An 11,772-nucleotide genomic window follows, 5' to 3' on the forward strand; every position below is an offset into this window, starting at 1 on the left:
GGCGCGTCTCCGGCGGCAGCGACTCCAGCAGGTGGAAGGCCACCTCACTGGCCCGGCTCGTCGCGTCCACCCGCGCGATGAGGTGCTCCGCCATCCGCCGATGCAGTGTGAGCCGCTCGGCCGTGGGCACTTCCAGCCGCGCGGTCTCCCGGATCAGATCATGCCCGAACCACAGCCCCGCGCCTTGTGCCGCCCCGCCGACCCTCACCGCCCCGCCGACCCTCACCGGCCCGCCGGCCCTCCGGCAGCCCTCACCGGCCTCACGCCAGCCCCTCCGGCGGCCCCCACCTGCCCGACGGCACCTTCGACGGCCTCACGCGAGCTTGCCGAACTCGCCGAGCCGACCGGAGCGCCGGACGCCCCCGAGCCAGCCGGGCCTACCGGAGCGCCGGACGCACCCGAGCCGGCCGGGCCGATGAAGACCCCAGCCGGACCTGGACCGGTGAAGGGCCCGCTCGCACCCGGGCCGGTGAAGGCCCCAGCCGGACCCGGGCCGGCGAAGACCCCGGTCGCACCCGGGCCGGTGAAGGCCCCAGCCGGACCCGGGCCGGCGAAGACCCCGGTCGCACCCGGGCCGGTGAAGGCCCCAGCCGGACCTGGGGCGGTGAAGGCCCCGATCGCAGCCGGGCCGGTGAGGATTCCCGCCGCCACCGCCTCGTCGAGTGCGTCCAGCACCCGGGTCAGCTCCCATCCGGCCGCCGCTGCCAGGGCGGGCGGGTCCACGGTGGAGCCCAGTACCGCCGCCGCCGACACCACCCTGCCGCACCACGCCGACAGCCGCCCGAGCCGTCCCCGGACGGCGTCGCGGATGCCCTCCGGCAGCTCCGCCGCGTCCCCCTGCTCCCCGCCGAGCAGCCGGGCCAGTTCCGTCACGAAGAACGGGTTGCCCCGCGTCCGCCGCCGCACCGCGCTGATCACCGAGCCGGGCGCCGGCCATCCGGTGACTCCCGCCAGCAGGTCGCCCACCTCCGCCTCGGCCAGCCCGTCCAGTCGCATCCTGGTCACCGACGCCTCCCCCGCCAGTGACGCCAGTGCCCGCCGCAGCGGTTGCCCTGCCTCGGTGTCGCGGTAGATCGCCAGCACCGCCAGCCGCGCTCCGCCCATGCCCCGCGCCAGGTGCACCAGCAGCCGCAGTGACGCCTCGTCCGCCCACTGCAGATCATCCAGGACGACGAGCAGGCCCCCCGGCTCGCCGCCGACCGCCAGCAGCTCGCGCACCTCCTCGAACAGCCGGAACCGCTGCTCGGCCCATCCGCGCCCGCCATCACCGGCCCACCGGCCTCTGGGACGACCACCCCCGCCCCTGCCCGCCACCGACCTCCGCGCCCTGCTCCCCACCGACCTCCGCGCCCTGCTCCCCACCGACCTCCGCGCCGTGTCCACCGCCGACCCCCGCGCCCTGCTCTCCGCCGACCGCCGCGCCGGGTCCGCCGCCGACCCCCGCGCGCCGTTCCGTACCCTGGTCTGCGCCCGCGCCTGGGCCGGCAGTGCCCGGCGGCGGGCCGGCCCGGTCGAGGGCCGACAGGACCTGGCGGAACGGCCAGTACGCCGGGTTGCCCTCCTCGTCGGTGGCCCGCCCCCAGCAGCACCGCATGCCGAGCCGCGCCGCCACCCCCGCGGCCTCCCGGGCCAGCCGGCTCTTGCCCGCCCCCGGCTCCCCGGCCACCAGCACCACCTGCCCGGCCCCGCCGGCGGCCTGCCGGAGCCGGTCGGCGAGCAGCGCGAGCTCACGCTCCCGCCCGACGAACCCAGCCTGCTCCTGTCGCGTCGCCCCTCCACTCCTTCACCGGCCCACTCCATCGGTAATCGTCCGGACCCGGCCCCGCGCAACGCCGCCCCTCCAACAGGCGCCCGACGACGGGGCGCCGGGCGCCCGGTGGCGTCGGCATCGGAGTGTGGGCCGGCGGGCCGCTGCGGAGGGCCGGGTGGCGTCGGCTTCCCGCCGTGAAGGCCGGCGTCACGGAGTGAGGACGACCTTGTTGCACTCGTCCTGCTTGTGCTTGAACAGGTCGAACGCGTGCGGCGCCGCGCTGAGCGGCATCCGGTGCGAGATGACGAAGCTGGGGTCGATCTCGCCCGCGCGGATCCGTTCCAGCAGCGGCTCGGTGTAGCGCTGCACGTGGCACTGGCCGGTGCGGATGGTGAGGGACCGGTTCATGACGGTGCCCATCGGGAACTTGTCGACGAACCCGCCGTAGACGCCGATGACGGACACCACGCCGCCGTTGCGGCAGGCCATGATGGCTTCGCGCAGCGCGTAGGGGCGTTCGGTCTCCAGCCGGGCGGCCTGCTTGGTGCGGTCGTAGGCGTACATGGCCGGGGTCGGGTGGTGGGCCTCCATGCCGACGGCGTCGACGCAGGCGTCGGGGCCGCGCCCGCCGGTCATGTCGCGCAGCGCGTCCAGCACGTTCACCTCCTCGTAGTCGAGGATCTCGGCGCCGGTGCGCCGGGCCCGCTCGAGCCGGTACGGGTAGCGGTCGATGACGATGACCCGGTCGGCGCCGAGCAGGAACGCGCTGGCCGCGGCGAGCTGCCCGACCGGCCCGGCGCCCCAGATCGCGATGGTCTGGCCCGGCTTGATGTCGCACATCTCGGCGCCCATGAAGCCGGTGGGGAAGATGTCGGACAGGAACAGCACCTGCTCGTCGGTCAGGTCGTCGTCGATCTTGACGGGGCCGACGTCGGCGAACGGGACGCGCACGTACTCGGCCTGCCCGCCGGGGAAGCCGCCGAGCATGTGGGAGTAGCCGAAGATGCCGGCGGGCGCGTGGCCCATCAGTTTCTCGGCCATCCCGGCGTTGGGGTTGGAGTTCTCGCACAGCGAGTACAGGCCGTCCTCGCACGCGAAGCAGGCGCCGCAGGCGATCGGGAACGGCACCACGACGCGGTCGCCGGGGCGCAGGTCGCGCACGCCGGGGCCGACCTCGACGACCTCGCCCATGAACTCGTGGCCGAGCACGTCGCCCTTCTTGACGGTGGGGATGTAGCCGTCCACGAGGTGCAGGTCGGAGCCGCAGATCGCGGTGGAGGTGACGCGCACGATCGCGTCGCGGGCGTTGAGGATGCGCGGGTCGGGGACGTCCTGGACCTCGAGGCGGTTGCGGCCCGCCCACACGACGGCCTTCATGCCCGTCCTCCGATCGGTTGTGCGGGACGCTGGCGGAGCTGGCGCAGGGCGCGGTGGCCTTCGGGGCTGCCCTCGGAGCGGACCACCTCGCCGGTCTCCATGACCTGCTTGAAGCGGCGCAGGTCGTCGCGGACCTGCTGCTCGGGGTGCTCGCCGAGTATCCGGGCGACGGCGGCGGCGAGCTTGCGGCCGGGCGCGCCGTACTCCAGGGAGACGTCCACGACGGTGCCGCGCCCGCCGGGGCCGTCGGTGAAGCCGACCAGGCCGGCGGTGGGGACGCCGGTGCCGGGGACGGAGCGCCAGGCGATGAGGTCGCCCGCCTGCTCGTCGATGATCTCGGCCTCCCACTCCAGGTCGGCGATCGGGCCCTTGGCCTTCCAGCGGGAGCGGCGCTGGTCGAGGGTGCGGACCGAGTCCAGGTGGACCATGAAGGAGGGCAGGTTCTCCAGGTCGCGCCAGAAGCGGTAGACCTCCTCGCGCGGCTTGTTGACGGTGATGGTGGCGCGTACCTGCAGCGGGCCCTTGGCCTTGGCGGTGCCGCGCCGGGCGCAGGCGGCGTCGAGCGCGGCGATCCCGGCGACGGCGCCGAGCGCGGCCAGCGCGCGGGCGCGGCGGGCGCCGGTGCGGTGGGCGGCGGCCCGGCCCAGGACGCCGAGGTCCATGGTGTCGCCGGCGACCCTGGTCCACGCCCACGGGGCCGGGTTCTTGGCGCCGAGCAGCAGCGCGGCGTGCAGGAGCTCGCGCCCGCCGACGAGCCGGGCGACGGCCGTGGCCCCGGGCGCGTCGTCGACGCCGCACAGGCGGGTCACGGCCCGTGGTGCCGCCAGTTGCGCCATGCCCAGCGCGAGGCTGGTCCACCCGAGCGCGCGGGCGAGTTTGTCGGTCATCATGCGTCCTAACCGGTGAGGTGTGCGTACGCCGCGGGCGGCCTGCGATCCGCTGACGCCCCGCGTCCCGCGTCCCGCGTCCCTTGCCCGTGACACGACGGATGACACCAGCGGATCCCGGTACCCGGGGGCCGCGCGGAAGGCCCGCCCGGTTCAGGCCGGGCCCGGCTCGTCGCGGGCGAAGTACGGTTCGGCCGCCTCCAGCCGTGGTGCCGCGACGCCCAGCCGGCGGGCTTCGGCCAGGGTGTCCCGGCAGATCTCGCGCGGTTCCTGGGCCTCGGGGTCGGAGTGGGCGGCGAAGTTCGCGCGTACGGGCGTGACGTGGGCGGTCAGCCAGGCGAGGGCGGGCGCCGTCAGGCAGGTGGGCGCGCGGAAGGGCAGCACACTGCCGCGGTGCCGGCTCAGGTCGACGCCGCGCGCCTCGACGAGCGGGAGGAGCTCGCGGGTGGTCCGGAACGCCTCGCGCAGGTCGCCCGTGGCGCCCACCAGGTCGGCCAGCGAGCCGCGCCGCAGGCCCTGCGCGTGCAGGCCGGCGTTCGCCACGAAGTGCAGCCACAGCCAGCCGCGGAAGTCGGGCCGCTCCTTGACCCGGAAGCCGGCCTGGCGGAACGCCTGGCGCGCGGCCCGCTCGCGTCCGGACGGGGGCCGGCCGAGGGTGCCGAAGACGACCGAGGGCAGCAGGGTCCCCCGCAGCACACCGTCGTCGCCGAAACCGCCGCCGGCCTGGGGGGAGCCCCACGCGACCCGGGCGGGCGGGAGGTCGCCGATCGCGGCCAGAGGCTCGGACCAGAGGCTGCCGAAGACCAGCACGGTGGCGTCGCCGAGGCGTGGCGTGAGGAAGGCCACCGCTTCCGGGAGGCGGTGGTGCGGCACGCTCAGCACGATGAGGTCGAAGTCGTGGCCGGGCGGCAGCGTCTCGCGGTAGCGCACCGGCCACGAGCGGGCGACGCGGTGCCCGCGCAGCCGTCGCCGCAGGTCGAGCAGGTCGAGGTCGATCGCGTCGCCGTACGCGGCGGCGCGGCCGGGCCGGACGTAGAACTCGACGTCGTGGCCCGCCTGGTGCAGGGCCCAGCCGTAGATGCCGGCGATGACGCCCCGGCCGAACATGAGGATCTTGATGGTGCACCTCGTGGGGTACGATTCAAGTGGAGATCATCTCCACTTATGCGAAAATATGGAGATTGTCTCCACTTGTCAATATGAGGTGCCTGTGACCGCCGACAAGCCGCTGCGCGCCGACGCCCGGCGCAACCGCGACGCCCTGCTCGCCAAGGCCCGCGAGCTCTTCGACGCCGGAGACTTCTTCGACCTGCGCTTCGACGACTTCGCCCGCCTCGCAGGCGTGGGCGTGGGCACGCTCTACCGCCACTTCCCCACCAGGGAGGCTCTGGCCGAGGCGGTCTACCACGAGGAGGTCGCCGCGCTGTGCGAGCGCGCCCGCCGGCTGCGCGCCACGCTGCCCGCCGAGCAGGCCCTGGCGGCCTTCCTGCGCGGCTTCGTCGACCACGTGCACGCCCACCGGGGCCTCGCCCGGACGCTGGCGACGCTCATGACCACCCGCTCAGGGGCGCTCGCCGAGGGCGGCCGGGCGCTGGAGCAGGCCGTCACCGAGCTGATCGACGCCGCCGTGGCCGACGGCGCCGTCCGCGACGACGTGGGCGCCGGCGCCGTCATGATGGCACTGCACGGCATCGGCGCGGCGCACGACCGCCCCGGCTGGCGAGCCGAGGCCGACGGCGTCATCACCCTCGTGCTGGACGGCCTGCGCCGCCCGCACCCCACCGGCCTCAGACCGTAGGACCTTCCGGCCAGCTACCCCGGGCGACGGGCCAGGACGAGGCGGCCGCGCGCAAGGCCGTCCGCGCGGCGGCCCAGTGCCGTCAGCGGCACCGTGGTCATGGTGAAGCCGGCCGCGGTCAGCTCCTCGCGCAGCGCGCCCAGCCGGCTGGTGCCGTAGTACATGACGAACGGCGGGCGCCACACGGCGTTGCGTACTCGCATGGCCAGGTCGAAGCCGGACAGCGCCCAGTACCAGGCCGACCCGACGGGCGGCGGCGTGCCGAGCGGGAAGGCGAGCAGGCCGCCGGGCCGCAGGGCGCGGTACACGCCGGCGAACAGGGCGGGGCGTTCGGCGGGCAGGAAGTGGCCGAGCGCGCCGAAGGTGACCGCGAGGTCGAAGGACTCGGTGAACGGCCCGGTGCTTGGCAGGGCGCGGGCGTCGGCGCGTACCCACTCGGCGTGCGGGTGCGCCCGGCGCGCCTGCTCCAGCATGCCCGCGCTGAAGTCGACCCCGGTGACCTGCTCGCGGCACAGCGGGCCGAGGACACGCAGGCTGGCGCCGGTGCCGCAGCACACGTCGAGGCCGCGGCCGAACGGGCCGAGCGGGCGCAGCGCTTCTGCGGTCGCGTCGAGCACGGCGGCCGGCGTGCGGAAGGGCGTGTGGTCGAACTTCGGGGCGAGCAGGTCGTAGCCGCGCTCGACCGACGACAGCGCCTGCACGGCCAGCTCCCGCAGCGACGGGCCTTGGGGCGAGAACACCAGCCCAGCGTACGGTCAGTTCTTGATGCCGGTGAGCGTGACCCCCTCGATGAAGTAGCGCTGCAGGAAGAAGAACAGGGCGATGATCGGGGCGATGACGGCGGCGGAGGCGGCCATCAGGTAGCCCCACTGGGTGAGGTAGACGCTCTGGAAGGAGGCCAGGCCGAGGGAGAGGGTGTACTTCTCCTCGTCGCTGAGGTAGAGCAGCGGGCCGAGGAAGTCGTTCCAGGTGCCGATGAAGGTGAAGATGGTGACGACCACGACGGCGGGCTTCGACAGCGGCATGACGATCGTCCAGAACACCCGCCACGGTGAGGCGCCGTCGATGTAGGCGGCCTCGTCCAGCTCGAACGGGATCGTCAGGAAGAACTGCCGCAGCAGGAACACGTTGAACACCCCGCCGCCCGCGCCGGCGAACCAGCTCGGCACGGTGAGCGGGAGGAACGTGTCGAGCGCGCCCAGCTCCTGCCACATGACGAAGGTGGGGATGAGCGTCACCGCGTACGGCAGCATGACGGCGCTGAGCAGCACCGCGAAGGTGAGGTCGCGGCCGCGCCAGCGCAGGCGGGAGAAGCTGAAGGCGGCGATCGAGCAGGTCAGGACGGTGCCCAGCACGCTGATCACCGCGATGACGACGGTGTTGACGAAGTACAGCCAGAACGGCTGGGCGGTGAGCGCCTCGGTGAAGTTCGACCACTGGAAGGGCGAGGGGATCCATTCGGGCGGCGCGACGAACATCTGCGCGTCCCGCATGAGCGCGCTGCGCACCAGCCACACGAATGGCAGCAGCGTCGGCACCGCCCCGGCGGCCAGCGCCAGGTAGACCAGGGCCTTGCCGTAGCGGCGGGGTCTGCGCGAGCCGGCCGCGGGGGCCACCCGTCCCGTGCGCGGCGGCGCCTCGGTCACGGTCATCGCGCACCTGCCATCTCGTAGTAGACCCAGCGGCGGGCGTTCCTGAACAGCAGGAACGTGACCACTACGATGATCATGAACATGACCCAGGCGAGCGCGCTGGCGTAACCCATCTCGCTCTCCCTGAACGCCATCCGGAACAGGTAGTAGACGTAGAACAGCGTGGCGTTGTTCGGCCCGCCCTCGGTCATCACGTACGCCTGGTTGAACACCTGGAACGTGCCGACCACGCCCACCACCAGGTTGTAGAAGATGGTCGGCGTCATCATCGGCAGCGTCACGTGCCAGAAGCGCCGCCACGGGCCGCCGCCGTCGATGGAGACCGCCTCGTACAGGTGCCGCGGCACCCCTTGCAGCCCGGCCAGGAAGATCACCATGGTGTTGCCGAAACCCCAGGTGCTCATCACGATCAGCGAGGGGATGGCCGTCGACTCGTCGTAGATCCACTGCCCGGCGGGGAGCCCGGCCTGGCGCAGCAGCGAGTTGAGCAGCCCGAAGTCGGGGTTGAAGATCCAGATCCAGAGCACCACGTTCGCGATGGCCGGCACGAGCGTCGGCAGGTAGAAGATGGTGCGCCAGACCGCCAGGCCGCGCACCTTCTGGTTGAGCAGCATGGCCACCGCGAACGACACGATCAGCACCAGCGGCACCGCGCCGAGCGTGTAGTAGGTGGTGGCGCTCAGCGACGTCCAGAACAGCTCGTCGCGGGCCAGCTCCGCGTAGTTGCCGAGCCCGATGTACGCGGGCGTGCCGCCTACCTGCCAGTCCGTCAGGCTGAACACGAACGAGGCCACCATGGGCCCCGCCGTGAAGATCACGAAGCCGAGGACGGCCGGGAGCGCCATGAGCAGGCCCCAGCGCCGCTCCATGCGGCGCTGCCCGGACAGTCGGCCCGGCAGCCCGGTCTTGCGGGCGGGCATGTCACGGCTCCTGCGTGTGCTGCCACCCCTGCAGCATGCCGGTGATCTTGGGGGTGACCGCCTTGAGGATCTCGGCGGCGGGCCGCTTGCCGGACTCCAGCTCCTGCAACGCGGGGGTGAGCACGTCGCTGGAGATGGCGGACAGGTTCTTGACGCGGTTGCGCAGGTCGGGGACGCCGTGGTCGCGGCCGTAGTCGACGACCGCGGTGCGGAACTCGGGCGGGTGGGCGTCGTTCTTCGTCCAGGAGTCGATCGCGGCCTGGTCCTCGTAGTACTTCTTCTCCTGCGGCATCCACAACCCCTGCTTGTAGAGGTCGACGTAGCGGGGGTCGATGTGGAAGGCGAACAGCTCCACCGCCTCCTCCACGTGCCTGGTCCCGGCGAACACCGAGGAGGCGCCGGCGACCTGGGAGGTGGTGAACGGCTCGCCGTACTTCGGCAGCACGCCGATGCCGTAGTCGACCTTGCTCTCGTTCATGTCGAGCAGCGCCCAGTGGCCGTCCACCACCATCGCCACCCGCTTGGTCTTGAGCAGGATGTTGGTGCCCGGCACCTCGTCGCCGGTGGCGGCGAGCTGGCCGGGCCGGGGGCGACGCGGTGCTTGTAGATGAGGTCCTGGAGGTTCTGGAACACCTGGACGGCCTCGGGGGTGTCCAGCAGGCACGTCCTGCCGGTCTCGTCGGCGAAGTCGGCGCCGTTGCTGCGCAGGAAGCCGTACCAGGCGGCGGCGTAGGTGATGCTGATCGAGACGCCGAACTGGCGGACCTGCCCGGGGTCGAAGCCCGGCTCGTCAGGGTGCCTGCCGTTCTGGTCCACGGTCAGCTTGTACGCGTTCTCGACGAGCTGGTCCCACGACCAGGCCGAGGCGGCCACCGCCGGGGGCGGCGAGATGCCGGCGGCGGCGATGGCGGACCTGCTGTACCACAGCAGCTCGATCTCGTTGGCGGTGGAGACGCCGTGCAGCTTGTCCTTGCCGTACCAGAGGTAGGCGTCCGGCAGGTAGCCGGCGAGCTGCGGGTACTTCTGGAGGTAGGGGAAGAGGTTGACGAGGTTGCCCTGCTCGGCCAGGCGGAACGACATCGACATCGGCACGTAGCCGAGGTCGGGGGTGCGGCCGCCGGCCACGAGGCTGTTGAGCTTGACCTCGTACTCGTCGGGGGTGAAGACGGGTTTCACCTTGATGTCGGGGTTCTTCTGCTCGAAGGCCCTGAGCATCTTCTCGACCGCGGCCTTCTCGAACGTCGAGCCCCAGTACATGAACTGCAGCGCGGTGGTGCCGGCGGCGCCCGTCCCGCCGCCCGAGCCGCAGGCCGCCCCGGCCGCGCCCAGCGCGGCCAGGCCGCCCATCCTGAACAGGTCTCTTCTCTTCATGGGGGGTTGTTCCTTACTCGAAGGACTCAGGCGTGCTTCGTCAGGCGAGCGGGATCCAGACCCGCATGACGCCGCCGTCGCGGTTGTCCCACTGGTAGTAGGGGACGGCGGTGAGGGTGGCGGGGGCGACCGGGGCCGGGTCCGCGCCGGTCGTGTACGGCAGCCCGTGCGCCGGCGCGGGCGGCAAGCGGACGGCGTCGGCCTCGATGAGCACGGTGGTGCCGATACCCGGCAGGTCGCGCTCGACCGTGCGGAGCGCGGCGCCGGGCATGAGGGCCAGGTCGTCGAGGCCGGCGTCCTGGTCGACCTGCTCGAAGCAGTAGACGAGCGGGCCGCGCTCGATCGCCGCGCAGCCGCGCAGCGCGTCGATCCTGCGGTGCGGGCGGACGATGCGCGGGGTCAGGTCGAGGCCGAGAGTGAACGTGTCCCCCGCCCGCCACTCACGGCGGATCGCGGCATAGCCGTCGGGGCCGGGATCATGCGTGGTGGCGGTGCTCCAGGCGGGGATGCGCAGCTTGAGCGTCCACGGGCCGCCCGGCGCGGAGCGGACGGTGAAGCGCACCCGGCCGTCCCACGGGTAGCCGGTCTCGACGTCGAGGACGACGCCGCCCGCGCGGATCACGCCCGGCACGTACTGGTGCACCGAGACGCCCTCGTCGTCGGTGGTGGCGACGTAGTGGCCGAGCGAGGAGACCAGGCGCATGATGTTCGGCGGGCAGCAGGCGCAGGCGAACCATTCGCGCCGCCGGCCCAGGTAGGCGTCCTCGAACAGGTCGGCGCGGCGCTGCAGCGGGTTGACGTAGAAGAAGCGGGTGCCGTCGGCGCTGGTGGAGGCGGCGAAGGCGTTGTAGAGGGTGCGCTCGATGAGGTCGGCGTAGCGGCCGTGCCCGGTGGCCAGCAGCAGCCGCCAGTTCCAGTGGATGCTGGCGATGGCCGCGCAGCTCTCGTTGTAGGCGCGGTCGGGCGGCAGCTCGTACCGCTCGCCGAACGCCTCGCCGTCGTGGCGCGAGCCGTGGCCGCCGGTGATGGAGGTCTTGGTGGCGACCAGGTCCTCCCAGCGGCGGACGGAGGAGGCGAGCAGGTCCGCGTCGCCGGTCTCGACGGCGACGTCCACGACGCCCGCCTCCAGGTAGAGCTGGCGCACGGCGTGCCCGACGGCGGTGTCGGCCTCGCGGACGGGCAGGTGGTCCTGGGCGTACAGGGGGCCCATGCCGGTGCTCTTGATCAGGCCCTTGCCCCGGTTGTCGATCAGCTTGCGGGCCAGGTCGAGGTAGGGGCGTTCGCCGGTGAGCCGGTACAGCTCGACCAGGGCCGTCTCCACCTCCGCGTGGCCGTCGATGCCGTCGTCGCCGTCCACCAGGAACCGCCGGACGAGCAGGTCGGCGAAGCGGCGGGCGACAGCGAGCAGGTCATCCCCCAGGCCGGCGCGGGCCGCGGCCACGGCCGCCTGGAAGAGGTGGCCGGCGCAGTACATCTCGTGGCTGTACTCCAGCTCGGCGAAGATGCGGTCCGGCTTGACGACCTGGTAGTGCGCGTTCAGGTATCCGTCGGGGCGTTGCGCGCGGGCCAGCAACGCGGCCGACTCCGCCACGAACGCCCGGTGGGCGCCGTCGGGCTCCGGGTGCCGGCAGTGCTCCCAGGCGACCGCCTCGAGCTGCTTGTACAGGTCGGAGTCCTGGAACCGGTAGCCCTGGAAGGACCCCTCGCCCTCCCCCGCCGCCAGCCGCAGGTTGGGCACCGCGCCCGACTTCTCCATCTGCTCGAGGCCGAGCGGGATGCTCGCCTCCCGGTTGATCCGCTGCCACCGCCCGAGGGGGCCTCCGTGGATCTCGACGTCGTCGATGCTCAGTGGCCGCTGGACGGCGGTGGAGGGCGCCAGCGGGCCGCGGACGCGGCCCGTGAGGTCAGACATCGTGCTCCCTGGGATCGGGAATAGGTTTTCCTCGCCCGCAATGTAAGATGTGATACAGCACTCGTCAAGGGACCGGCAGGTGCGCGAACGCCCCGGCAAACGGTT

11 protein-coding genes and 1 pseudogene are annotated in these 11,772 nt (G+C 73.0%); 1 reads left to right on the forward strand and 11 read right to left on the reverse strand.

Annotated features, from left to right (window positions below; all coding sequences use genetic code 11):
• Window positions 1–222: 222 nt before the first annotated feature.
• From KIS93_RS54435 to KIS93_RS54455, 5 genes and pseudogenes are all read right to left on the reverse strand, one after another.
• Window positions 223–1,383 carry an AAA family ATPase gene (locus KIS93_RS54435; protein ID WP_335673942.1) on the reverse strand — a complete coding sequence of 387 codons (1,161 nt, stop codon included), beginning with the start codon at window positions 1,381–1,383 and terminating at the stop codon, window positions 223–225.
• Window positions 1,265–1,735 (reverse strand): annotated as a pseudogene (locus tag KIS93_RS54440) (ATP-binding protein); the annotation flags it as partial. The gene KIS93_RS54435 and the pseudogene KIS93_RS54440, both read right to left, overlap by 119 nt.
• 222 nt (window positions 1,736–1,957) lie before the next feature.
• Window positions 1,958–3,127 carry a zinc-dependent alcohol dehydrogenase gene (locus tag KIS93_RS54445; protein ID WP_080039037.1) on the reverse strand — a complete coding sequence of 390 codons (1,170 nt, stop codon included), beginning with the start codon at window positions 3,125–3,127 and terminating at the stop codon, window positions 1,958–1,960.
• A complete protein-coding gene (locus KIS93_RS54450; RefSeq protein WP_080039038.1) occupies window positions 3,124–4,017 on the reverse strand; it encodes an SRPBCC family protein in 894 nt (297 codons plus the stop codon). The genes KIS93_RS54445 and KIS93_RS54450 overlap by 4 nt, the downstream gene beginning before the upstream one ends.
• A gap of 150 nt (window positions 4,018–4,167) precedes the next feature.
• On the reverse strand, window positions 4,168–5,121 hold the full coding sequence (locus tag KIS93_RS54455; protein WP_222108016.1) for a ketopantoate reductase family protein: 954 nt from the start codon (window positions 5,119–5,121) through the stop codon (window positions 4,168–4,170).
• A gap of 103 nt (window positions 5,122–5,224) precedes the next feature.
• Between KIS93_RS54455 and KIS93_RS54460 the strand changes: the two genes are divergently transcribed.
• Window positions 5,225–5,812: a TetR/AcrR family transcriptional regulator gene (locus KIS93_RS54460; protein WP_080039040.1), complete on the forward strand. Its 588-nt coding sequence runs from the start codon at window positions 5,225–5,227 to the stop codon at window positions 5,810–5,812.
• A gap of 14 nt (window positions 5,813–5,826) precedes the next feature.
• On the opposite strand, the gene KIS93_RS54465 is transcribed toward KIS93_RS54460, so the two are convergent.
• The 6 genes from KIS93_RS54465 to KIS93_RS54485 are packed head-to-tail and all read right to left on the reverse strand — an operon-like array spanning window position 5,827 to window position 11,667.
• A complete protein-coding gene (locus tag KIS93_RS54465) occupies window positions 5,827–6,552 on the reverse strand; it encodes a class I SAM-dependent DNA methyltransferase (RefSeq protein WP_080039041.1) in 726 nt (241 codons plus the stop codon).
• Between the two features lie 15 nt (window positions 6,553–6,567).
• A complete protein-coding gene (locus KIS93_RS54470) occupies window positions 6,568–7,464 on the reverse strand; it encodes a carbohydrate ABC transporter permease (RefSeq protein WP_080039042.1) in 897 nt (298 codons plus the stop codon).
• On the reverse strand, window positions 7,461–8,384 hold the full coding sequence (locus KIS93_RS54475; RefSeq protein WP_080039043.1) for a carbohydrate ABC transporter permease: 924 nt from the start codon (window positions 8,382–8,384) through the stop codon (window positions 7,461–7,463). Before KIS93_RS54475 ends, KIS93_RS54470 begins: the two co-directional genes overlap by 4 nt.
• A 1-nt stretch (window position 8,385) precedes the next feature.
• Window positions 8,386–8,937: a type 2 periplasmic-binding domain-containing protein gene (locus KIS93_RS64000; RefSeq protein ID WP_222108017.1), complete on the reverse strand. Its 552-nt coding sequence runs from the start codon at window positions 8,935–8,937 to the stop codon at window positions 8,386–8,388.
• Window positions 8,859–9,755: an extracellular solute-binding protein gene (locus KIS93_RS54480; protein ID WP_222108018.1), complete on the reverse strand. Its 897-nt coding sequence runs from the start codon at window positions 9,753–9,755 to the stop codon at window positions 8,859–8,861. Before KIS93_RS54480 ends, KIS93_RS64000 begins: the two co-directional genes overlap by 79 nt.
• Before the next feature lie 40 nt (window positions 9,756–9,795).
• Entirely contained in the window at window positions 9,796–11,667 is a 1,872-nt protein-coding gene (locus tag KIS93_RS54485) for a glycoside hydrolase family 127 protein (protein WP_080039044.1), read from the reverse strand.
• Window positions 11,668–11,772: the final 105 nt, after the last annotated feature.

Origin of the sequence: [Actinomadura] parvosata subsp. kistnae (assembly GCF_900323885.1) — a bacterium.
Taxonomy (GTDB): domain Bacteria; phylum Actinomycetota; class Actinomycetes; order Streptosporangiales; family Streptosporangiaceae; genus Nonomuraea; species Nonomuraea composti.

Coding starts and splice junctions, on each gene's coding strand:
- KIS93_RS54470 (WP_080039042.1), bottom strand. CDS start 7,464: ATGACCGTGACCGAGGCGCCGCCGCGCACGGGACGGGTGGCCCCCGCG.
- KIS93_RS54480 (WP_222108018.1), bottom strand. CDS start 9,755: ATGAAGAGAAGAGACCTGTTCAGGATGGGCGGCCTGGCCGCGCTGGGC.
- KIS93_RS54485 (WP_080039044.1), bottom strand. CDS start 11,667: ATGTCTGACCTCACGGGCCGCGTCCGCGGCCCGCTGGCGCCCTCCACC.
- KIS93_RS54475 (WP_080039043.1), bottom strand. CDS start 8,384: ATGCCCGCCCGCAAGACCGGGCTGCCGGGCCGACTGTCCGGGCAGCGC.
- KIS93_RS54455 (WP_222108016.1), bottom strand. CDS start 5,121: ATGTTCGGCCGGGGCGTCATCGCCGGCATCTACGGCTGGGCCCTGCAC.
- KIS93_RS54445 (WP_080039037.1), bottom strand. CDS start 3,127: ATGAAGGCCGTCGTGTGGGCGGGCCGCAACCGCCTCGAGGTCCAGGAC.
- KIS93_RS54450 (WP_080039038.1), bottom strand. CDS start 4,017: ATGATGACCGACAAACTCGCCCGCGCGCTCGGGTGGACCAGCCTCGCG.